General features: G+C 50.5%; 21 protein-coding genes. 4 read left to right on the plus strand and 17 right to left on the minus strand.

Features of this window, described 5'->3' with window-relative positions:
* Positions 1-299: 299 nt before the first annotated feature.
* The 4 genes from BM185_RS14420 to BM185_RS14435 form a co-directional block, all read right to left on the minus strand.
* Positions 300-1427: an IS91 family transposase gene (locus BM185_RS14420; protein ID WP_143089482.1), complete on the minus strand. Its 1128-nt coding sequence runs from the start codon at positions 1425-1427 to the stop codon at positions 300-302.
* Positions 1424-2275 carry a tyrosine-type recombinase/integrase gene (locus BM185_RS14425; protein ID WP_091959801.1) on the minus strand — a complete coding sequence of 284 codons (852 nt, stop codon included), beginning with the start codon at positions 2273-2275 and terminating at the stop codon, positions 1424-1426. Before BM185_RS14425 ends, BM185_RS14420 begins: the two co-directional genes overlap by 4 nt.
* Positions 2276-2640: 365 nt before the next feature.
* A complete protein-coding gene (locus BM185_RS14430; RefSeq protein WP_091965213.1) occupies positions 2641-3342 on the minus strand; it encodes an LrgB family protein in 702 nt (233 codons plus the stop codon).
* Positions 3342-3683, minus strand: coding sequence for a CidA/LrgA family protein (locus tag BM185_RS14435; RefSeq protein WP_091965215.1), 342 nt, complete (start codon positions 3681-3683; stop codon positions 3342-3344). Before BM185_RS14435 ends, BM185_RS14430 begins: the two co-directional genes overlap by 1 nt.
* Before the next feature lie 66 nt (positions 3684-3749).
* Between BM185_RS14435 and BM185_RS14440 the strand changes: the two genes are divergently transcribed.
* Positions 3750-4340, plus strand: a complete 591-nt coding sequence (locus tag BM185_RS14440; protein ID WP_091965254.1) for an acyl carrier protein phosphodiesterase — start codon at positions 3750-3752, stop codon at positions 4338-4340.
* Positions 4341-4342: 2 nt separating this feature from the next.
* Positions 4343-4909, plus strand: a complete 567-nt coding sequence (locus BM185_RS14445) for a gamma-glutamylcyclotransferase family protein (protein ID WP_091965217.1) — start codon at positions 4343-4345, stop codon at positions 4907-4909.
* Here BM185_RS14445 and pap read toward each other — a convergent pair.
* From pap to BM185_RS14480, 7 genes are all read right to left on the minus strand, one after another.
* Entirely contained in the window at positions 4906-6378 is a 1473-nt protein-coding gene (gene pap, locus BM185_RS14450; RefSeq protein ID WP_091965219.1) for a polyphosphate:AMP phosphotransferase, read from the minus strand. The genes BM185_RS14445 and pap overlap by 4 nt on opposite strands.
* Positions 6379-6464: 86 nt before the next feature.
* Entirely contained in the window at positions 6465-7772 is a 1308-nt protein-coding gene (locus BM185_RS14455) for a hypothetical protein (protein WP_091965221.1), read from the minus strand.
* The gene (locus BM185_RS14460; RefSeq protein ID WP_091965223.1) at positions 7772-8929 is read right to left on the minus strand and encodes an MFS transporter; all 1158 of its coding nucleotides are present in this window, start codon (positions 8927-8929) and stop codon (positions 7772-7774) included. The genes BM185_RS14455 and BM185_RS14460 overlap by 1 nt, the downstream gene beginning before the upstream one ends.
* Before the next feature lie 32 nt (positions 8930-8961).
* Positions 8962-9528: a hypothetical protein gene (locus tag BM185_RS14465; protein ID WP_091965225.1), complete on the minus strand. Its 567-nt coding sequence runs from the start codon at positions 9526-9528 to the stop codon at positions 8962-8964.
* A 112-nt stretch (positions 9529-9640) separates the two neighbouring features.
* Positions 9641-10660: a phosphate acyltransferase PlsX gene (plsX, locus tag BM185_RS14470; RefSeq protein WP_245751780.1), complete on the minus strand. Its 1020-nt coding sequence runs from the start codon at positions 10658-10660 to the stop codon at positions 9641-9643.
* 26 nt (positions 10661-10686) lie between these two features.
* The gene (gene rpmF / locus BM185_RS14475; RefSeq protein ID WP_091965227.1) at positions 10687-10866 is read right to left on the minus strand and encodes a 50S ribosomal protein L32; all 180 of its coding nucleotides are present in this window, start codon (positions 10864-10866) and stop codon (positions 10687-10689) included.
* A gap of 37 nt (positions 10867-10903) precedes the next feature.
* Positions 10904-11437 (minus strand): YceD family protein, encoded by a 534-nt coding sequence (locus BM185_RS14480; protein ID WP_091965229.1) that lies wholly within the window; start codon positions 11435-11437, stop codon positions 10904-10906.
* A 131-nt stretch (positions 11438-11568) separates the two neighbouring features.
* On the opposite strand from BM185_RS14480, the gene BM185_RS14485 reads away from it, so the two are divergent.
* Positions 11569-12189 carry a Maf family protein gene (locus BM185_RS14485; RefSeq protein ID WP_091965231.1) on the plus strand — a complete coding sequence of 207 codons (621 nt, stop codon included), beginning with the start codon at positions 11569-11571 and terminating at the stop codon, positions 12187-12189.
* On the opposite strand, the gene BM185_RS14490 is transcribed toward BM185_RS14485, so the two are convergent.
* Both BM185_RS14490 and BM185_RS14495 read right to left on the minus strand, forming a co-directional pair.
* On the minus strand, positions 12143-13189 hold the full coding sequence (locus BM185_RS14490) for a S49 family peptidase (protein WP_091965234.1): 1047 nt from the start codon (positions 13187-13189) through the stop codon (positions 12143-12145). The two genes, BM185_RS14485 and BM185_RS14490, sit on opposite strands and share 47 nt — an antisense overlap.
* Complete coding sequence (locus tag BM185_RS14495) at positions 13182-14168, minus strand: RluA family pseudouridine synthase (RefSeq protein ID WP_091965236.1); 987 nt, start codon at positions 14166-14168, stop codon at positions 13182-13184. The genes BM185_RS14490 and BM185_RS14495 overlap by 8 nt, the downstream gene beginning before the upstream one ends.
* A gap of 532 nt (positions 14169-14700) precedes the next feature.
* Here BM185_RS14495 and rne point away from each other — a divergent pair.
* Positions 14701-17532, plus strand: a complete 2832-nt coding sequence (gene rne / locus BM185_RS14500; RefSeq protein WP_177203585.1) for a ribonuclease E — start codon at positions 14701-14703, stop codon at positions 17530-17532.
* Positions 17533-17594: 62 nt separating this feature from the next.
* Here the strand turns inward: rne and BM185_RS14505 are convergent, their stop codons facing one another.
* From BM185_RS14505 to aroC, 4 genes are all read right to left on the minus strand, one after another.
* Positions 17595-19451 (minus strand): PHA/PHB synthase family protein, encoded by a 1857-nt coding sequence (locus BM185_RS14505; RefSeq protein ID WP_091965238.1) that lies wholly within the window; start codon positions 19449-19451, stop codon positions 17595-17597.
* Between the two features lie 76 nt (positions 19452-19527).
* Entirely contained in the window at positions 19528-19962 is a 435-nt protein-coding gene (locus tag BM185_RS14510; protein WP_245751781.1) for a phasin family protein, read from the minus strand.
* 159 nt (positions 19963-20121) lie between these two features.
* The gene (locus tag BM185_RS14515) at positions 20122-20373 is read right to left on the minus strand and encodes a DUF6489 family protein (RefSeq protein WP_091965240.1); all 252 of its coding nucleotides are present in this window, start codon (positions 20371-20373) and stop codon (positions 20122-20124) included.
* Between the two features lie 200 nt (positions 20374-20573).
* On the minus strand, positions 20574-21674 hold the full coding sequence (gene aroC, locus BM185_RS14520; protein ID WP_091965242.1) for a chorismate synthase: 1101 nt from the start codon (positions 21672-21674) through the stop codon (positions 20574-20576).
* Positions 21675-21689: the final 15 nt, after the last annotated feature.

The raw sequence follows: 21689 nt of genomic DNA on the forward strand, positions 1-21689 counted from the left end.
TAACTCTTAAGCGGTTATGCGGACGGCGCAGCTGTCGCATAACCGCATGTTGAACGGCCGCTGGCTCAGAGGTAGGGACTAGGGAATTTGCTTTTTAAGATCCGGCTTTCCCTGGCCTTTTGGTTCCGGGCGAACGATCCCTTCACGATGTTTTTTTCGCCACTTTTAAGTCTTTTTTGAACGACAGTAGCTGATTTCTACTTTCTTTTTACCTGTTTTGCCTTTTAGGCGCAAGTCGACCGGTCAGCCCAGATGTGATCAGGGCGTTTTCTTGGGATTAGTCGTGCGCCTATCTCTTTTCAGCTGCTATTAATGGCTTTGATTGTATTGCTGCTTTCATTCTCGGGTGTGTAGGCTGCCATCCTGCTGATGGGACTCTGGCAGTTGGGGCAACAGCGTAATGTCGGTTGATTTTCTGTCTGCTCCGGTTGCTGTTTCTTGTGCTGAGGTTTGATTTGTCTTCGGATGCAGGCCAGCCGTTTGGCTTTGATGGCATTGGCCAGGTAGCCATAGTGGCGGATGCGCATAAAGCCTTTAGGCAGTACATGCAGCAGGAAGCGGCGAACCAGTTCCTGTGGTGCCAGTTTAAGGCATTTGGAGCCACCAGAGTCCTTGTAATCCAGGTATTGGAGAGTGACCTGGTTTTCATTCCAGCCCAGGATGCGGCCATTGCTCAAGCCGATGCGATGCGTGTAGCGAGCCAGGTAGTTGACTAGGGTTTTCCGGTAGTGAAGTGCCGATTTACTGTAGACCACCCAGGGCTTTTGCATCAGGCGATTCAGTTGTTGGTTGATCTCATTTTTTGAGACGCTGGCTAACAAGCCTTGCTGCCAGGCTTCACGGATACGACTAACCATTTGGCCTCGGAAGCGATTGGATAAGGCTTTCACGGGCAGCAGGTAGTTTTTGTTATGTGTGTGCCAGCGAGCTTGATACTTCAGGCTTCCTGCAGGCACCAGGCAGTGCAGGTGAACATGGCGGGTGAGCTGTTGACCCCAGGTGTGCAGAACAGCTGTCATACCCAGCTGGCCCTTGAGTTTGCGTTCGCCCAGGGTTTTCAGGCTATTCCAACAGCTCTGGAACAAGAGCCGATACAGGCAGCGTCCATGCTGACCGATCCAGGTGTTCAGCTCATGAGGCAAGGTAAACACCAGGTGGAAGTAAGGAACCGGTAACAGTTGGCTCTGCTGTTTTTCACACCATTGCTGGCTGGCATGGCCCTGGCACTGAGGACAATGACGATCACGGCAGCTGTGATACCAGGTCCAGTGATGCTGGCAGGTTGGGCAAGCATAATGCTGACCGCCCATGGCGGCCGTTCGACAGTCCGTAATATGATGCAGCACTTGCCACTGTCGTGGCGTGGCCTGGATATCTTGCTGCCTTTTGCAGTGTTCAATGATGGCGGCCAGGTTCAGGGCATTCATGCCGCCCTCCCCAACCCACAGAGCAGGTCTTCGGTCGGGTTGCGAGCTACATCCATCAAGGCAACCCATTGCAGGTAGCGAAAGGTGGTTTGCAGGTGCTTGTGCCCCAAAAGTGCTTGCAAGCGCGGCAAGGGCATTCCGTTCAGTAGTTGGTGTGTGGCAAAAGCATGGCGCAAACTATGGAAGCAGACTCGCTTGCTGATGCCTGCTGCTTGCGCAGCCGCTTTCATGTCCAGTCTTAAGTATTTGCTGTCTAAAGGGCGATTCTTGTACTGACCATAGATGATGTAGCTTTCTGGCCTGAAGGCCCTCCAGTAGTCGCGCAGGTTCTGTTTGAGGCTTTCTGTAAAAAGGACATAGCGATCCTTCTGACCTTTGCCCTGCCGAACCTTGATACGGTTATGGACACCATCCAGATCCTGAACCTGAAGGGCGCTGACTTCACTGATGCGCATTCCGGTCGCGTAAGCCAAAAAAGCAGCCGCTCTGGGTTTGGGGCGTACAAAGTGCTGCAACAGGGCCAGAACTTCATCGGGGTACAGCAGGTCAGGGATTTTCTGGTCACGTTTGGGATGAGCCAACGCCATTCGGGGCAAGCGTCGCTGGAGCACTCGGCTGTACAAAAAAACTAAGGCATGGACAGCCTGGCGACAGCTGGAGTGACTTAGTTGGCGATCACGGATCAAATACAGCAGATAGGCTTGCAGCTCTTCATCGGTCAGTAAATCAGGGGAGCGGTGATAATAACGGGCCAGTTCCTTGATTTGTTGCAGGTAGGCTTGCTGGGTTTTGGGGGCGAGACCTCTCAGATCCATCTGATCAATCATCGCTTGACGAAGCGGGGTCATGATCTAATCTCCAAAGAGGTTGGAGCATTAATTATGGATCAAAATCCCGGATGCGCCACCCGCCCCGCGCAGCGGCTTAGTTCAACATTTTGTTAGTAGGCATGCGGGTTTCGCTGCTTTCAATAGCTGCCTACGTTTTCTTCTAACCTACCGGACTTTCTCAGTTTTTTCCAGAACTCAGGTCAAGTTTTCCGACAAACCGCGCATGCCGCCTATCTTGAATACTTGTGCGCACACTATTCGAGCAAGGCTATCATTAAGCCATTGATTAACATGATTTAATTTTTATTACGTTAGACATACTGTGCATGCCACTCAACAAATCGTGCATGAAATTTCTATTTGGCAGCAAATAGGCTGTTCATTCATCCAGGATAGGTTAAGCCATAGATTAAAGGCAGCAGGATGGCCGTGACCGCGCCGGTGAGGCTCATGGCAAGGGCGGCGAAGGCGCCGGTTTCTTCGCCTTCTTCCAGGGCCAGGGCGGTGCCTGCGGCGTGGGCGTTAAGGCCCAGGGTGAAACCTCGGGCTGCGGGTAGGTGAATGCCCGCTTTTTCCAGTAACCAGGGGGCCATTACGGCTCCGGCCACGCCGGTGATCATAACGAATACAGCAGCCAGTGCCGGTGAGCCGCCCAGGTCTTCCGCCAGTAGTATGGCGATGGGTGAGGTGACAGATTTAGGGGCCAGGGAAGCAAGCAGTTCCGGCCCTGCTCCTAACAACCAGGCAAAACCAAGAGTTAGTAGTACCGTGGCAAAACCACCAACCAGCAAAGCTACTAGTAGCGGCCAGAAGTAGTCTTGAATTCGTTTCAGGTGGGTATAAAGAGGAACCGCCAGGGCAACGGTAGCAGGCCCAAGAAACAACCAAATAATATCAGCAGAGGCATAGTAGGTTTCAAAATCCACGTCAAAAAGTAAGAGCAGGCTGACAACGATCAGTGTTGCCACTAGTACAGGCTGGGTCAGAAGCGTACGGGTTCGCTGATTAAGTTCCATTGCCAGTTGATAGCCCACCAGGGTAACCAGTAAGCCAAACAAGGGGTGCGAAACGATTAGGGCTAACATTAGGATTCAGCCCTCCGGGTTACTAGGCGTTGAAGTATCCAAGCGGTTAGCGGAATACTGATGACCAAAGACCCCAACAAGGCAACACTGATCGCCACGAAGCTGGAAGTAATCACCTCCCACTGGGACATGATGCCCACTGCTGGGGGAATCAACATTAGAGGGAGGTATTTGAGCAAATGGCTGCTGGTAATCTGCAAAGGCTCGGGCACTCGGCGCATCAGCAATAAAACAGCCAAAAGCAGGAGCATGCCGATTACCGGCCCAGGCAGGTTAACGCCCAGTCCTGCAATCAGGGTTCCGGCGAATTGAAAAAGTATCAGCATCAGCAGGCCAAGCATGCTCTTATCCTTTACAGTGGCAAAGAACCTATCTTAACTCATCAGTTGCTTTGCTATAATCATGCAATGAATTATCTAGCCCATCTCCACCTGGGTGGCTCCCGCCCTGAACAACTGCTCGGCAGCCTTTACGGTGATTTTGTAAAGGGGCCTTTGAAGGGCGAATTTCCTGAAGGCATTGAAAAAGCCATAGACCTGCATCGTCGTTTGGATGGTTTTACTGATCGCCACCCGCTGATCAAGCAGGCCAGAAACCGTTTTTCACCGGAGCTAGCACGCTATTCAGGCATTGTTCTGGATGTGTTTTTTGATCACTGTCTAGCGCAACATTGGGCGGATTACAGCAGCACGCCCCTGCCCCGTTTTACGCAGAAGGTTTATCATCTCTTGCTGGATCAATCTGAATTGCCGGGTCGTTTGGAGCGTGTTGCCCCTTATATGATTGCTGATGATTGGCTGGGCAGTTATCAGGAGTTCCAGGTAATTCGCAGTGCTCTGGCGGGTATTTCCAGGCGCTTGGGACAACCTGGCTTGCTGGATCACTTCTGGCCACAGCTGGAGGAGCAGTATGATTTTTTGACTCAGGATTTTCATCAGCTTTATCCTGAGTTGCAACGCTTTGCTGATCAACACCCCAGTCATCAAGAGGAGCAGTAACCTTGGCAAAACAGCATTGGATATTTGGTTATGGTAGTTTGATTTGTGCAGACAGCCGCTCACGAACTGGTGTCACGGGTGAAGCCCTGGCGGTTGAAGTGGACGGCCTGGAAAGAAGTTGGAACGTGGCCCTGGCAGATGCCGATTTAAGTGTTGTGGGGATTCGCCAGCGTCAGGGGCAGCAGGCAGGTGGCATGCTTTTCCCGGTTGAGGAAGACCAGTTACCCTTGTTTGATGCCAGGGAAAAAGAATATCTTCGTGTTGAATTGGCCAGTCAAAATATTAAAAGCCTGGGTAATGAGGCCTTGCCTGAAGGCCATTTTTGGGTGTATTTGCCACCCGAGCAAACCAGCCCCCACCCCATTGCCCAAAGCTACCTGGATGTTATTTTGCATGGCTGCTTGCAGGAAGGCGAAGCCTTTGCCCGACATTTTTTAAAGTTCACCCACGACTGGAAAGAGCGTTTGGATGATCGCCAACAACCGCTTTACCCCAGAGCCTTAAAGCCACAACAGCAGGAGCAGTGGCTGCCAAAAATCGACAGCCTGCTCACCCAGCTCAGAAGTTAAAGCGCTTTTTCCAGCCGCTCACAAAGAATTTCCAACGCCCTGACTCTGGCATAGCGTTTGTCATTGCCTTCTATAATATGCCAGGGCGCATTGGGTGTACTGGTTCTTTCCACCATATCCGCTACTGCTTGGGCATAGTCATCCCATTTTTCACGGTTACGATAGTCCTCATCGGTAATCTTGTGCTGCTTGTAGCTGATTTCTTCACGGGCTTTAAAACGTGCCAGCTGTTCATCCTTGTCGATGTGCAGCCAGTATTTCAGCAGAACAATACCGTGTTCGGTGAGTTCTTCTTCAAACTCATTGATTTCCTGATAGGCCCGTATCCATTCATCATTACGGGCATAGCCTTCAACCCGCTCAACCAATACACGACCATACCAGGTACGATCAAAAATGGTCATATGACCGGCTCTCTGCAAGTGTCGCCAGAAGCGCCACAGATAATGCCGGGCATGTTCTTCATCGGTTGGTGCAGCAATCGGAAGGACCCGATAATGGCGGGCATCCAAAGCATGGATCATTCGCCGAATCATGCCTCCCTTACCGGCCGCATCCCAGCCTTCCAGGGCCATCACTGTGCTGATTTTATTTTTATGGGCTTTACGGGCCAGTTCATTCAGGCGAGCTTGATAATCCGCTAACTTTTCCTTGTATTCCTTTTTCTCCAGGGCTTTGTTCAAATCAACAAAGTCCAACAAGGTGGTTTTATCTTTTTTGGCCGTCCAATCCACGGCTGGAGAAACCAGGGTTTTGGGATCAACATCCAGGCGTTTTTGAATCATATCCCTCAGCAAGCGACCTACGGTAAGGCTACGGTAACGCTGGTCATAGCCTTCAACCAGTATCCAGGGCGCATGACCGGTGCTGGTTTGGCGCAGAGTCTCTTCGGCCACGTCACGAAACTGATCATAAACCTTGATGTTGTTCAGGTTCTTTTTGGTCACCCGCCAGGCGGTTTTGGGATCAGCCGCCAGGTTTTTAATGCGTTCTTTGTATTGTTTTTTGCCCAGATGCAGCCAGATCTTAATCAACAAGGCCCCATCATCGACCAGCATTTTTTCCAGGGTGTTAACCCGTGATAAATAAGCTTCTTGGTCGTTATCGGTAATCTTATCCTGTAAACGATCGGCAATAGGGTCAGAATACCAGGAGCTAAAGTGAATACCGATCTTACCTTTGGGCGGCAGGGCGCGCCAATAACGCCAGAAATGTGGCCTTTCTTTTTCTTCATCAGTAGGGGTATCAAAGGCTGAGGTTTCCAGATGGCGGGGATCCATCCATTCATGCAGCAGGTTAACCATTTCGCCTTTACCTGCCCCATCAACACCTGAAATCAATAAAATAACCGGGAAATCAGCATTTAAAAGTCGCTGTTGGATTTCAATCAGTTCAACGCGCAGCTTGGCCACTTCAGTTTTGTAAGTTTCTTTGTCCAGGGTGCGTTCCAGTTCTGCTGCTTCAAACATCGCCTTATCCTTTTTATCCTGATGAGAAGATCAGGATCAGATTAACAGCAAACCAGGGGCAGTAAATAGCTGGAATCGCTTCCTTTTCACCAAAAGCTGTCAGAGATCAAATAGCTGTAGGCCTGAAGAGCAACCCAGTTAACCAGCAACATCAAGAGCACAAATTTAAAATTCAGGCGTGTAAAGGAATGGGCAGGTAAACCATAGCGCCCCTGCATGGCCAGATGAGTGCCGGATAAGGGTGAGATGGCAACACCTAAAGACCAGGTCATCAAAAACACCAAAGCAAGAAGATTAGGATCATCAACCCAGGGTGCAAAGATTCCCCCCGCCGTGGCAATGCTGATCACCGGATGAACCCCAACAGCAGAAACCAGAACCAAAACAACCAACAGCCACCAGGCTTGCCAGGGTCCAAAATAGTCCAGTTGCAGGGTAAATTCAGCAGCTTGCAGCGCAGCACCCAAGCCAGCAGCAAGAACCCCTGCCCCCATGAAAAGCAGCAGTTCACCGGACATGCTCGGCAAAGTATGTTCAATATGCTGTCTTAACCGTTTGGTAACCAGTTGTAGGCGATAACGCCAAACCAACAAAACCAGGGTAAAAATCAGAGATAAAAGAGAGACCAGTGTCAAAATAGCCAAATCTTCCCAGATGGATTGACTGACCAAGACGCTGACCGCCAGGGCAAAAGGTAGAACCAGGGCCTGAAGATGCATGGGGTAGCCTTGTGTCTCGGCTGCTTCAGTACCCGCAAGTAACCAATAACCAGCCAGAAAGAGACCTATCGCCGCAACCAGAGAGCCAACCAGCATCAGGGTCAGCAAATCAGCGCCCGGTGCACTGATCAAGACCACCCCCATGGCAGCAAAAAAAGGCGACCAGTTGGCGGCCATAGTAAAGCCACGGGTAATCACCAAAGCCTGCAAAGGGGTTAAGGGGCGCTGATTATTCAGGCGGTCGGCCATAATGATCATGGCTGAAAAGTTGATGACCGCACCAAAGGCATGTACCCCAAGCAGGGTTTTCCAAAGCGCTTTTTTACCCCTGGGGAGGGCTTCTTTAGCGGCCAGATCAGTGATGGCAACCAAGCGCAAAAAACTCACTGACAAAAGCATTGTCAAAAGCGCTTGGTTAGCTTCCCAGGCACGTCGCCACCAATGCAGGTCCACTTCCCGCCATAGCCCCCAAAAGAGCCCTGAAAATCCCAGCAAGAACATCACCAACACCTGGCCTTTTTGTAGCGAAGTCAGGCGTGAAAACAAGCGCAACGCGGCCAGCCAGGCAAAGAAACCCGCCGCCCAGGAAAGCTGCTCTAACCCCAAACTGGCCAACAAAGCTAGAAGGATCAGTGCCAGCATACTGTAACCAGTAAGGGCATCACCCTGCTGCATCAACTACTCCTCCTTTGTTCCTGAAAGCGCCCGGGTGGTGAGAAGAGCAAAAAGATCGACAAGATGAATGCCAGCAGGGCAGCGCCCAAAAAGACGCCGGTTAAACCGGACCAGGCTTCTACCGGTGCAGCCAGCAGCGGTGAAAGAAACTGCCCCATAAAAAAGACCGAAGCAAAGCCACCCATCACCCGTCCGCGATATTCTTCAGGGGCCAGGGTAAGCAGCCAGTGATTACCTGCAGGAAAGGTCATGCCCGCCCCAAAACCACTGATGAGTACAGCTATCAGCATCCAGGCATAGCTGTTCACCTGAGATGCCAAGAGATAGCCCAACGCAAAGAGCAGGAAGGCAACCGCATAAATTTGGGCATGGCTGATTCTATTTTTAATACGTCCAAACAGGAAACCGGCCAGAGCCCCGGCCAGAGTACTGGTGGCAATCACCCAGCCGGTTTCCAGGCTCTTGACTTGAAAACGCTCAACCAAAAGAAAAGGCATTTGTGCAGGCAGCAGGTAAAACAAAGCCATAGCCACAAAACCCAGCGCATAGATAGGCAGGACGCTGGCTAAAGGAAAACCGGCCAATTCAACACTTTCTGAAGATTTCTGCTTGCGCTGGGGTTCTTTGAGAAACCACCAGGCCAGAATAAAAACCACCAAGCTAAATAGATAAACCAGAAAGTTGGCACGCCAGCTCCAAAGCGCCAGCAAACCACCCAGGTTGATGAAAACAACGCCACCCAAGGCCATAAAACTACCCTGAAAGCCCATAAAGGACTGGCGTTCCTGTCCGGTGAAATAGTCACCAATGAGGGTGGTTGCGATGCCCATGATACCCGCCACACCGATACCCAGCAGGGCGCGGGTCAGTAGCATAAAGGACATGCTTTCGGCCAAGGCCCCAGCAGCGCCACCCAAGGCATAGATACACAGACTGGTGAGCAGAACCGGTAGGCGACCAAAGCGATCCGCCAACCAACCCATAAAAGGTGAAAAGAGTGCAATAAATAAAGCAGGCAGAGTAATAATCAGCTTGACCCAAACATCCGGGTAGCTGTGAAAATAGCGGCCTATATCGGGCAAGCCAGGCGTGATAATGGCACCAGCCATTACGGTCAGACTACTGGCAAGCAGCAATATTAATTTGATCTTAATCACTGAGTTGGGGTTCGTCCTTAAGGATAGAACCACTAGTCTAACTGGGTTGCAGTACCAATTAAATGCAAGTGCATCAAATCCATCCCTTTTTGTGGATGGCTTCCCAAAAGAGACTCAGGATAGAGGCTGAGTTCACCCAGTTGCCCAGTGACCAATTCCTTTCCTCTTCCCCAGTTTTCGATTTCAAACCCAAAACGCCGCCAAAAATTGCGCCTTGCTGCCAAGGGTTCCAGATCAGCAGCCTGGGGCGCTTCCAAGCGGCCAAAAATCCGTGTTGAAGCAGGCAAGACTTCGCCAAGGGTTTGTAATAAGGTGTTAATCAAAAAGGTAGACACACCCCGGCCCGATAGGGGGTTGGGTGTTTTGCTATCAACTAGCGCTTGAGTTCCACTTAGATCCAGGAGTTTGATTTCTCCACCAACCGCACTGGCAACCAGCAGTTTGGCTTGATGCACCTGATCGTCCAGACGCACGGCAAAGGTCAATTCCAATTGGTTTTTCTTACTGAGGGTTTGCAGACCCGCTTCAGCTCCAGGCACATCAACTCTGACCTGAAAACCTGATAACAGGTCCAATACACGGTTATAGTTGTTCAGCAACTGGCTTCTCCTAGTCTTGCAAGGTGACTAATGGAGAAGAATGCTAAACGGAGTCAGCGTTCGTTATCACAATTTTATGTATGCCTTTTGCAGCCGCGTGTTGCAAAAGGCTTCAAGAGGGGCACAAGCGTTGCAGATCTTCCAGAAGGCGGGCGGGCAATTGCTGACGGGCTTCCTTGGCTGCACGCAGAATGGCAAAAGAAAAACCACGAGCATCAGCATTACCATGGCTTTTCACCACACAGCCTTTTAGGCCCAGCAGGCTGCCACCATTGTAATGCACTGGGTCCATTTCTTCTTTAAGCTGTTTGAGCACAGGCCTTGCCATCAGGCTGACCAAACGCCGGTAAAGGGTTTTGGTAAAGGTGGCCTGAATTTGTTCTGATAAAAAGCTGGCCAAGCCTTCACTGGTTTTCAGGGCAACATTACCCACAAAACCATCACAAACCACCAGATCCACATCACCTTTGAAGATCTCATCACCTTCCAGGTAACCGATATAATTCAGGCCTGCACTCTGTTCAATCAGGTGGGCAGCCAGTTTGACCTGGGAGTTACCTTTGATGGCTTCGCGTCCGACATTAAGCAAACCGACTCGCGGGTTTTCCAAACCATCCACCGCTTTGACCATGGCCGACCCCATAATCGCAAACTGCAACAGATGCTCGGCCTGGCAGTCGACATTGGCACCCAGATCCAGTACATAGCTATGCCCCTTACGGGTGGGAATGGCACTACTAATAGCTGGACGTTCAATACCCGGCTGCATACCCAAGTAATGACGGCCAATCAGCATTAAGGCACCGGTGTTCCCGGCACTGACACAGGCATGGCAACGCTGTTCAGCAACCAGTTGGGTCGCCAAATGCATGGAGGATTGTTTTTTGCTGCGCAAAGCCGAAGTAGGCACTTCATCCATTTGAATGGAGTCACGGCTGGGCAATAACGAAATGCGATTCGCAAATTCGTGGGTGAGATGATGCTGTGACAGAAGGGAAGTGAGTAGTGGTTTATCGCCAACTAGTGTCACTTTCAGCTGTGAGTCAGCAGCCAGTGCCAAGATAGCACCAGCCACATTGGTACGGGGACCGGAATCCCCGCCCATGGCATCTATAGCAAGATCAACCTGCACAGAAAGTCTCCTGTACAGGCAAAAGCTTACTCGTCGCCTTTGTTGATAACTTTCTTGCCACGGTAAAAGCCTTCAGCCGTGACGTGGTGACGACGATGCACTTCACCGGTAGCTTCATCAACGGACAGGGCTGGAGCGCTCAGGGCATCGTGTGAACGACGCATGTCACGCTTGGAACGGGTTTTACGATTCTGTTGAACAGCCATGGTTTACTCCTGGGTTTTCAAAACTTAATTGATCAATTCACTGCTTTTTTTTCAGGGATTCTTTCAAATCCGCCAAAGCACTGAACGGGTTATTTTCTGTTTCAGCAGGCTCTTCAGCCGACTGGTCTTGTTCAAGCGGCTGCAGCTGGCACTCATCTTCAGGGTGATAAGCAACCAATGGCAAGGCCAGAAGAAACTCATCTTCAATTACCGAAAGCAAGGCCAGACGCTCTTTCTCAATAAAAACCGGCTCATGCGTTTTCGGTAAATTGCTTGCAGCTTCTTCACTGATCACCAATCCCCAAAGGAAATGGTTATCCAGAAGCTGTTTGCTTGGCCCCAGGCATCTCTGGCATTCCAGAGTAACCTCGCCTTTCAGATGACCTTCAACCTGGAGCAACCTTTGGCTTCCATAGCTGAATTTCAGCTGAATGCGAAAACTGCCCTGCTTGTCCAGCAACAAGTCCTGCGCTCTCTGCATGGATTCAAGCGGCAGCTCAAAACTGATTTCTCGTTCAGCCGCACATAACTTGTAAGGATCCAGGGGTTCTTGCAGGTATTCTTTTGCCATAAAATTCAAGCGCGCAATAATAGAGGGACAGGGCGTCCGTGTCAAAGCCGTTTTTACTTGCCGGTCTTTGTAAGGAGCGCCATTCTAGTGGTTTAAACTCAGCAAGTCACCCATTTCAGAGAGGAATTTTCATGCCCGAACTGCTTCTGGCATCCAGCTCGCCCTATCGCCGTCAATTACTGGAAAAACTGGGCCTGCCATTTCATACCGCCAGCCCGGATATTGACGAAAGCCCTCAAGCGGATGAAACACCCAGCCAACTGGTTGAACGCCTGGCTATCAGCAAGGCCAAGGCCCTGGCTGGCAGCCATCCTGACAAGCTCATTATTGGCTCTGATCAAGTCTGCAGCCATCAAGGCCAGCTACTTGGCAAGCCTGGCAGCCGGGATGGTGCCATCCAGCAGTTGATGCAGCTACAGGGCCAGCCAGTCTCTTTTTATACGGGGCTTTGCCTGTATAACGCGACCACTGAAGCCACTCATTCATTGGTTGATCTTTTCAGTGTTGAGTTCCGCTCACTAAGCGAACAACAAATTTGTAACTATGTGGATCGGGAAAGCCCGCTGGATTGTGCTGGCAGCTTCAAATCCGAAGGTCTAGGCATCGCCCTCTTCAAACGTCTTGAAGGCGATGACCCTAACAGCCTGGTAGGCTTACCCCTGATTCGGCTAGTTGAACTTTTAAAAGCCGAAGGGGTGGACCCACTTAATTTTGGAGCCGCGGAGCCATCAACTCAACCAAAGCCGCTTTAAAAGCCGTACCCAGGCGTCTTTCTAGGCGCTCCCAGGGACTAGGCTCAGGAGTGTAGTTCACACTGCGCTCCACACCCAAATCGGCTTGCAAGCTATACAAGGAGCCCAATTCATCAATCAGGCCCAACTCCAGAGCCAGTTCACCCGACCAGACCAAGCCTGAAAAGATTTTGGGGTCATCTGCCAAGCGGTCCCCTCTTCCTTCTTTAACCCGGGCAATAAATTGCTGATGAATGGAATCCAATACGCCCTGCCAAAATTCACTTTGTTCTTCATCAATATCTGAAAAGGGGTCCAAAAAGGCTTTGTTTTCACCCGAAGTAAACACCCGGCGCTCAATACCCAAGCGTTCAATGGCTTCCTTAAACGCAAAGCCACCGGATACCACGCCTATAGAACCCAGCAAGCTGGCCTGATCGGCAATCAGGTGGTCCGCGGCCACAGCAACATAGTAGCCACCTGATGCGCCCAAATCTTCAATAACGGCATAAACCGGCATTTCGGGGTGCTGCTCCCGCAGTTTACGGATACCTTCGTAAATTTGACCGGCCTGAACCGGGCTACCGCCAGGACTGTTAATTCTCAGAGCAACAGCCTGGGCACCTGATGAGCTGAAGGCTCGTTGAGCACCTCGCAAAACTCTTTCCGCATTGGCACGCCCTTCAGAGGACAAGGCCCCTTTGATTTCCACAACAGCCAGGTGAGGAGTATCTGTCGGCTTGGCTTCATCGGATAGGCTCAACAACTCTCGGCCCGATCCAAAAACCAGCACCACGATAACCAACGTCACCAACAGCCTGAACATGCCACCAATAAAGCGCCCCCGGCGAGCCCGTTTTTGCTCCAACAGCACTTCCTTCGCCCAAGCCTGCATCCATTTTTCTGGCGGGGCTTCTTCTGCATTTTTTTTGCTCATTTTCTTGATTGCCTCACCATCAACCGGTTGAGCCTGACTGGTCCAGGGGTCTTTGGCTGTTGTTTGCTTATCGTCGTCACTCATATTGTGAATTCCAGTTTTTCATCAGTGTTTGAACATTTTTCCAGTTGGCATCAGGCAGGGCTTCGACACTGATCGGCTTACCCTTAACCGGATCTTTAAAAACCAAACGCCTGGCATGCAAAAACATCCGCTTGCAGCCTTTTTGTTGAAAAGCCTGATTGATGGCTTCATTGCCATATTTCGGATCACCAACCAAAGGAAAACCAGCATGCCGGGCATGCACGCGAATCTGGTGGGTGCGCCCGGTAACAGGCTCTGCTTCCACCAGGGTAAAGCCTTCAATTTTCTTCAGCACCCGAAAACGGGTTAGCGCCTGCTTACCTTCACCCTCGGCAGCAATGCGCATTAAACGTTCCCCAGACGGAGAAGAGGCACGGTCAATAGGGGCATCCACTTGGCGCAGCCCTACGGGCCAGTTGCCGACCACCCAAGCCTGATAAAACTTACCCATGCTTTTATTTTTTAGCTGGGTTTGCAACTCATTCAAAACCTGGCGGGATTTGCCCAGCAGAATACAGCCCGAAGTATCCTTATCCAGACGATGGACCAGTTCCAGGTGCTCCAGTTCCGGTCTGACTTGACGCAGGGCTTCAATCAAACCCACTCTCACCCCGCTGCCACCATGGACTGCCAAGCCAGCTGGCTTGTTCAAAACCAGCACGCTGGCATTTTCAAAACAGATAGCCTCGCCCAGCAATAAACTGCGTAAGCTGTCTCCCACCGGCGTATCTGTTGCCTTCTGGCTCATCCGGATAGGTGGCACTCGAACCAAATCCTGAAGCTGCAAGCGTGTATCCGCCTTGGCGCGCTTTTTATTGATTCGCACTTCACCCTTGCGAATGATGCGATAAACCAGGGTGCGGGGCACGCCCTTTAATTGATTGATCAGAAAGTTATCCAACCGCTGACCGACCGCATTCTGACCGACTTCAAGATGCTGCACCTGAGCTCTAGGCGCTTCCGGGGATGTTTTTGACATAGAAACCAAGTAATCACTTATGCAAAGGAAGCCGCTATTATGCTTGAGCAACAGCAGTAATTACTAACCCTCACTTTTAATGGTTTAGCTAATTGTCGAATTTAGCAGCAGCTGTTATGATTGGGGAGCGCGTAAAAGGGCAAGTCCCTCATGGAGCGCCTGCACCCACACTTTTCGCAGTTTTAACGGTGGGCAACACGCAGGCCAGCGCAAAACGAATTTTTATCAGCGCCTGATGTCTATCAGGCAGAAGAAACCCGCGGCCAAGGCGCGCGAGTTGTGACAACTTATTTTTACTTGTACTGACCGGCTAACGCCCTCCGTTTTTGTGAGCTTGGAATTTCTAGGCTGAAGCTGCTGATTTGTGACAACAGACTTCAGTAACACACGCTCAACACACACGAGCAGAAGCACGAAATGGAGACCTGACTGGTAGCGGCCTTAAAGCCCCTGCCGGTTTTGCTGTGTGGTACAAAGAGACTTAATACCAACAACCCGCCATGCCTGGGCTGCCTGAACTTTTGGAAGCCCCATGAAACGTATGCTTATCAATGCAACCCAGCCGGAAGAACGCCGGGTTGCGCTTGTTGACGGACAAAGACTCTACGACCTGGATATTGAATCCGGTTCCCGCGAATCCAAAAAAGCCAACATTTATCGTGGACGCATTACTCGCGTCGAACCCAGCCTGGAAGCCGCTTTTGTTGACTTTGGCGCTGAACGCCATGGTTTCCTGCCTTTAAAAGAAATCGGTCGTGAATACTTCGTCAAAAATCCTGGCGATGGTCGCAACGGCATACGTGATCTGGTTAAAGAAGGCACTGAAGTCATTGTTCAGGTCGACAAAGAAGAACGCGGTAACAAGGGCGCTGCCCTAACCACCTATGTCAGCCTGGCGGGTCGTTATCTAGTACTGATGCCGAACAACTCTCGGGCCGGTGGCATTTCACGCCGCATTGAAGGTGAAGAAAGAGCCGCCCTGAAAGAAGCCATGAGTGGACTAAATGTTCCCAATGGCATGGGCGTGATTGTTCGTACCGCTGGCATTGGCCGTTCCAGTGAAGAGCTGCAATGGGACCTGGATTACCTGATTAAAGTCTGGGAAGCCGTTAACAAGGCCGCCGTTGAAAAGCCCGCACCCTTTTTAATCTATCGTGAATCCAACGTCATCATCCGGGCGCTTCGTGATTATCTGCGCCAGGATATCGGTGAAGTACTCATCGATAGTAAAGAGGTCTATGATCTGGCTCAGGGCTTTATCCAGCAGGTCATGCCTTCTTACCAAAGCAAGATCAAATTTTACCAAGATGACGTTCCCCTGTTCTCTCGCTTCCAGATAGAAAGCCAGATAGAAACGGCTTTCCAGCGTGAAGTGAAGCTGCCTTCCGGCGGCTCTATCGTCATCGACCACACAGAAGCTCTGGTTTCCATCGATATCAACTCGGCCCGCGCAACACGCGGCGGCGATATTGAAGAAACGGCCCTGCAAACCAATCTTGAAGCAGCGGATGAAATTGCCCGTCAACTGCGCCTGCGTGATATCGGCGGCCTGATTGTCATCGACTTTATCGACATGAGCCCCGTCCGCAATCAAAGAGAAGTTGAAAATCGCATGCGCGATGCCCTAAAAATTGACCGGGCTCGTGTGCAAATTGGCCGCATTTCCCGTTTTGGTCTGCTGGAAATGTCGCGTCAGCGCCTGCGTCCATCTCTGGGCGAAACCAGCGGCGTGGTCTGCCCCCGCTGCGATGGCCAGGGCACTATCCGTGATGTTAAATCTCTGGCCCTTTCGATCCTTCGCCTGATCGAAGAAGAAGCCATGAAGGACAACACCGCCCAGATACGTGCCATCCTGCCGGTTTCTGTTGCCACCTTCCTGCTCAACGAAAAGCGTTCAGCTCTGCATGACATTGAAAAGCGTCAGCAGGTAGAAGCCCTGGTACTTCCCAATCCTGAGATGCACACCCCGCACTATGAAGTATTGCGGATGCGTAGCGATGACCTGGATGAAACCGAAACCGATGCCAGTTATGAACTGGATATGCAGGTTAGTAACGACAAGGAAGCACCCAGCGAAGGTGCCAAAGCGACCGGCTTTGCCGAAGCTGCTGTGCAGAATGTTATCCCTCATGCTCCTGCCCCGACCAGCGCACCCGAGCCCACTGCCAAAACCAGCAGCCCGGCCAGCAGTAGCAGCGCTTCCCAGGAAAGCTTCTTTACCCGCCTAGCCAACTTTTTCAGTGGCCTCTTTGCCAGTGATGATGCCAGCAAAGCCAACAAAAAAGCGACAGGCAATAAAGGAAAAGCAACGGATTCGAAAACGGCGACCAATAAAACCGATGACAATCGCAACAATAACCGTGGCGAGCAACGCAATAACCGCAATCGTCCGGAAAACCGCCGTAATCGTCGCAGCAACAACGATAACCGCCGCTCTAACTCCAATGCTCCAGCGGGTAACAACAACCGCCGTGAAGACTCCAAGCCTGCCAAACCCGCTGCAGAACAGCGTCCGGCAGCAAAAAACCAGGAAGCCAGCAATCAACCTCAGGCCGCTGCTGCTCGTCAAGAAGCTGCACCTGCGCCTCGTAAGGAAGATACCGGCCCTGCCAAGCCTTCACGCAACAATCCACGCAGCAGAAGGCGTAACAAAACCTTAACTGGCGATGCAACAACACCGCCCAACTTTGAAGAAATGAAAAAGGACTTGCTGCCAGAAGTTGAGCCAACCACGCCTGAAAATGCAGGCCCTATTGTTGAGGCCGCCAAAGCCAGCCTGAAACAGCAAGAGGAAAAACCTCAAGCTGAAGCCGAAAAGCCTGCTACACCTGCAGAGCAAGAACCGGTGAAAACCAGCAAGGCTGCCAATGAAGCAGCGGCTAAGTCTGAGACTGTAAAAACAGCTGAAACCGAACAGGCAAAGCAACAGCCTGTGACTGCCGAAAAGCCTGAAGCTCAAGAGGAGCCTAAGGCTTCTGAAGAACCCAAGGCTGCGGAAGAGCCCAAGAAAGAACTAAAGGAAGAGGCGTCTCAGCAAGCAGCTGAACCCAAGGCGACTGAAGCTAAAGCAGAGCCTCAGGAAAGGGTTACAGAATCTCAGACCACTGAGGAAGTAGCACCTCAGGCTGAGGAAGCAACACCAGCACCCGTTGCAAATCAAGCGCCTGCAGAACCTGAGCCTGTGAAAAAACCGGTGAATCTTGCTGAAGTGACCGAGTTAACCGCCGAGGAAGTACCACCTATTAATGGCCGCGCTCCCAACGACCCTCGGGAAGTCAAACGCCGCCAGAAGATTCTGGAGGAGCGTCGTCAAGAAGCAGCTAAAGAACAAGCAGGCATGCAGGAAAGCGAAACCAACTCTTGATCTTAAAGGCCTGACAATAAAAAACCCGCCTAGGCGGGTTTTTTATTGCTTGCCGATTGAGGCTAGTCTTTCTTAGGCAGCAACTCAGCCTTGAGTACATCAGGAATTTTAACCTGAACAAAGCTGCCCGGTGCTGCTTCCAAAACGTCCAGCTTGCCCTCTTCAGGCTTACGCGCAGGCACTTGGTTTTCTGGATCAGCATACTTGTTTTCTACCATCCATTCCTGCCACAAAGGCCACCAGGAGCCTTCGTTTTTCTCTGCACCAGCAAACCAGGCATCCGGCGTTTCTGCCAGTTTGTCATTGGTCCAGTAACCATACTTGGTTTTGGTTGGAGGGTTAACGATACCGGCAATATGCCCGGATCCGGAAAGCACAAACTTAACAGGGCCTGAATGAACCAGTGCACCCTTGTAGGTGGATTTCCATTGGGCAATATGGTCTTGAATGGCTGAGACAAAGAAAGCAGGTGTTTTAATTTTGCTCAGATCAATCTTCACCCCTTCCACTTCAATACCACCCGGCTCAATCAGCTTGTTTTTCTGGTACATATTGCGCAAGTAGAATTTGTGCATAGCGGCGGGCATATTAGTGCCATCCGTGTTCCAGTAAAGCAGATCAAAGGCAGCAGGACGCTCACCCTTCAGATAGTTGTTAATGAAGAAGGACCAGAAGAGGTCATTTTCACGCAACAGGTTAAAACTGAAGGCCATGGCGCGGCCATCCAGATAACCGGTTCTATCCAACTGCTTTTCTATGCCTCTCAAGCTGGCCTCATTGATAAAGACACTGATTTCGCCTGGCTCAGAGAAATCTTGCAGGGTTGCCATATAGGTAACTGATTTAACACGCTTCTGCTGTTTCTTGGCAGTCAGCCAAGCCAGGGTTGAAGCGGTCAGAGTGCCACCAATACAGTAAGAAAGCAGATTGACATCTGGCTCACCTGTCTGCTCTTTAACAGCATCCATAGCTGCTAGCGGCCCTTCTTTCATATACTCACCCCAGCCATAATCTCTCATGCTGGGGCCAGGGTTGGCCCAGGAAATAATAAAAACGGTATGCCCTTGATCCGTTAGCCATTTGACTAAGGAATTACTTTCCCGCAAATCCAGGATGTAATACTTGTTGATCCAGGGTGGCACAACCAGCAAGGGTGTCTTGAACTGTTTTTCAGTCGTCGGACTATACTGGATCAGCTGAATCAGGCGGTTTTGATAAACCACTTTACCTGGAGTGGTAGCAACATTTTCACCCAGTTTGAAAGCCGATCTGTCAGTCATGGTGACATTCAGGCCTTCAGCGCTTTCTTTCAGGTCACGCGTCAGCTGTTCCATACCACGCAAGAGGTTTTGACCACGCGTTGCCAAAGTGCGCCGCATCACTTCCGGGTTGGTAAAAATCGAGTTGGAGGGCGACAAGGCGCTCACATATTGACGTGCATAAAAATCCAGCTGCTGACGTACGTGTTCGTTGAGTCCTTCAACACCATGGACAATATTTAGAATACAACGGGCATAAAGCAGATAAGACTGCTTGATGAAGTTGTAAACTAGGTTATCCGTCCATTCGGGATCACTGAAGCGGCGATCATCTTTAGCAGGCTCAATCACCGCTTCAACATCCTGTTCACCCAGGAGTTCTCGAGCAGTGTTTTGCCAAAGCTGCATTTGCCCCTGCATCAGACTCATCTGTTCATCAAACAGAATCATGGGGTTCTGGGCGAGCTGTTCTCCCAACTTCTGAAAATTTTCGCCCATATCGGCAAAAACGGAAGCTGAAGAGTCACTCATACCGTTTTCGCCACGGCTCATAAGCTGCTCAATGACCGCTTGATAGCGCTCATTGGCCTTGGTCATCCATTCAAACATTTCAGCCGGGTCATAGTGACCCTGTAACTGATCTTTGGCTTCTTCGGACATCAAAGATCTCCTGCTAGGCACAGACAAAAAAGGGGCTTTAAAGCCCCTTTAACCCTTTTGCTACAGCCCGGGCACCTTACTTGCTTGCACTACCAGAAGCAGGTTTGGATGCAGCTTTGGCTGCAGGCTTGGCTTCTTCGCCAGCTGACTTGTTGAATGCCTGAGAGCGTGACTCTTCCAGGATTTTTTCAACTTCTGCTTTGAATTCCATGCTCATGTCAGCCATGGTTTTGGCGTCTTCAAGTACTTTTTTGCTCAGAGTGCTCATCATTTCAGCTTGAGAAGCACTGTAGTCACGAACGGTGTCAGCGTCTTTAACTTCGGTAGCGCTCTTCATTTGTGACAGACCCATGTGGCTGTAAGCTTTCAAAGCTTCCAGTTGGAAGTCAGTCATTTTTTCCATGTTTTCAACCAGCAGCGCATTGATTTTACGCATAGGGTTATACATGTTTTTAGTTTGCTCTGCGAAAGCATTCATCATTTTGTCTTGCATTGCTTTATCTTGCATCATGGTTAAGTACTCCACTTTCATGTTTTGGTAAAGGGGCGGTCCCCAAAATTTATTTTAAAAGGCAATCGGCCTTTAAAGCTAAAACAGCCTCTTAAAGCTTTTTTATTATTCTTAAAACTACTAAACCTAAATGGCAATTAGGTGACACAGGCATAAAACTTATTTGCCTGTAGAGCTTTGACCATAGCTTGCCATCAGGTCCATCATCATCTTCTGGTAACTGCTTACTGAATCAAAGCCTTGAGAAACAAAGGGTGAGAACAGGGAAAGTGGGTCGTAGCCTTCAGCACCGGCTTCCATCTGCTCCCTGATCTTATTCATTAGCTCTTCCTGAAAAGGCTGAACATCTGGCAATCCCATGGCCTTACGAAATTCTTCTGGTGTCATTTCCAGTTCAATATTGACTTTCACGGACTCCCCCTCTTTGGTTCGTGAAGTGTCTATCTATTACTTTAACTAGCTTTACCCCTATAACGCAACTGCGAAACGAGCTCTTTTAATTGATTTTTATTTAAAAATTAAAAAACCACAAAAACCTGTCACTAAACAGGAAGATCAACTAGTAAGACTAGCCTGTTTCCTGACAAATGCCAGGAAACAGGAGAAAAAAATTACTCTGCACTGGCAGGAATGATTGGAGTACCGGTTTCAACACCTGCATTTTGACCCCGATGACGCAGCAGGTGGTCCAACAAAACCAAGGCCAACATAGCTTCGGCTATGGGAGTTGCACGAATACCAACACAGGGGTCATGACGACCTGTGGTGATAACTTCGCAAGGCTCGCCAAACCTGTCTATACTGCGTCCTGGCAGGTGCAGGCTGGATGTTGGTTTGAGTGCGATGCCCACTTCGATGCGCTGGCCACTGGAGATGCCACCCAGCACACCACCGGCATGATTACTCAAAAAACCTTCCGGGGTAATTTCATCCCGATGCTCAGTGCCTTTTTGTTCAACGCATGCAAAACCTGCCCCTATTTCCACACCTTTTACCGCGTTAATCGACATCATGGCATGAGCAATGTCTGCATCCAGGCGATCAAAAATGGGTTCACCCAGCCCTGGAGGCACGCCATCAGCAACAATTTGGATGCGCGCTCCTATAGAATTGCCTTCCTTACGCAGGGCTTTCATATAGGCTTCCATCTCGGGCACCTTGGCCGGGTCAGGGCAGAAGAAGGGGTTAGCCTCTACCTGTTCCCAATCCAGCGTCTCAGCTTTGATAGGACCCAACTGGGAGAGATAACCCCGAACCTGAATGCCCAGGGTTTCTTTCAGGTATTTTTTGGCAACCGCACCGGCAGCAACCCGCATGGCTGTTTCTCTGGCCGAGCTGCGCCCCCCACCCCGATAATCACGAATACCGTATTTTTGCTGATAGGTGTAATCAGCATGGGCAGGCCGGAACTGGTCTTTAATCTTGCCGTAATCTTTAGAACGCTGATCGGTGTTTTCAATTAACAGGCCAATGGGCGTACCTGTGGTCTTGCCTTCAAAGACACCGGAAAGAATTCTGACCTGGTCGGCTTCGCGGCGCTGAGTGGCGTATTGGCTGGTTCCTGGCTTGCGTCTGTCGAGATCTTTCTGCAGATCCTCTTCACTCAATTCAATTCCTGGTGGACAGCCATCAATAATGGCACCCAGGGCCTGACCGTGGCTTTCACCAAAGGTGGTCACTGTAAAGAGTTTTCCAAAAGTATTACCGGACATGATTTTTCACTTATG

It is taken from the genome of Marinospirillum celere, from assembly GCF_900112235.1.
Taxonomy (GTDB): Bacteria; Pseudomonadota; Gammaproteobacteria; order Pseudomonadales; family Halomonadaceae; genus Marinospirillum; species Marinospirillum celere.

Bases quoted from the DNA above. Each gene is read 5' to 3' on its own strand.
- BM185_RS14420 (WP_143089482.1), bottom strand. From the start codon at position 1,427: ATGAATGCCCTGAACCTGGCCGCCATCATTGAACACTGCAAAAGGCAG.
- BM185_RS14425 (WP_091959801.1), bottom strand. From the start codon at position 2,275: ATGACCCCGCTTCGTCAAGCGATGATTGATCAGATGGATCTGAGAGGT.
- BM185_RS14430 (WP_091965213.1), bottom strand. From the start codon at position 3,342: ATGTTAGCCCTAATCGTTTCGCACCCCTTGTTTGGCTTACTGGTTACC.
- BM185_RS14435 (WP_091965215.1), bottom strand. From the start codon at position 3,683: ATGCTTGGCCTGCTGATGCTGATACTTTTTCAATTCGCCGGAACCCTG.
- BM185_RS14440 (WP_091965254.1), top strand. From the start codon at position 3,750: ATGAATTATCTAGCCCATCTCCACCTGGGTGGCTCCCGCCCTGAACAA.
- pap (WP_091965219.1), bottom strand. From the start codon at position 6,378: ATGTTTGAAGCAGCAGAACTGGAACGCACCCTGGACAAAGAAACTTAC.
- BM185_RS14455 (WP_091965221.1), bottom strand. From the start codon at position 7,772: ATGCAGCAGGGTGATGCCCTTACTGGTTACAGTATGCTGGCACTGATC.
- rpmF (WP_091965227.1), bottom strand. From the start codon at position 10,866: ATGGCTGTTCAACAGAATCGTAAAACCCGTTCCAAGCGTGACATGCGT.
- BM185_RS14480 (WP_091965229.1), bottom strand. From the start codon at position 11,437: ATGGCAAAAGAATACCTGCAAGAACCCCTGGATCCTTACAAGTTATGT.
- BM185_RS14485 (WP_091965231.1), top strand. From the start codon at position 11,569: ATGCCCGAACTGCTTCTGGCATCCAGCTCGCCCTATCGCCGTCAATTA.
- BM185_RS14490 (WP_091965234.1), bottom strand. From the start codon at position 13,189: ATGAGTGACGACGATAAGCAAACAACAGCCAAAGACCCCTGGACCAGT.
- BM185_RS14495 (WP_091965236.1), bottom strand. From the start codon at position 14,168: ATGTCAAAAACATCCCCGGAAGCGCCTAGAGCTCAGGTGCAGCATCTT.
- rne (WP_177203585.1), top strand. From the start codon at position 14,701: ATGAAACGTATGCTTATCAATGCAACCCAGCCGGAAGAACGCCGGGTT.
- BM185_RS14505 (WP_091965238.1), bottom strand. From the start codon at position 19,451: ATGTCCGAAGAAGCCAAAGATCAGTTACAGGGTCACTATGACCCGGCT.
- BM185_RS14510 (WP_245751781.1), bottom strand. From the start codon at position 19,962: ATGATGCAAGATAAAGCAATGCAAGACAAAATGATGAATGCTTTCGCA.
- aroC (WP_091965242.1), bottom strand. From the start codon at position 21,674: ATGTCCGGTAATACTTTTGGAAAACTCTTTACAGTGACCACCTTTGGT.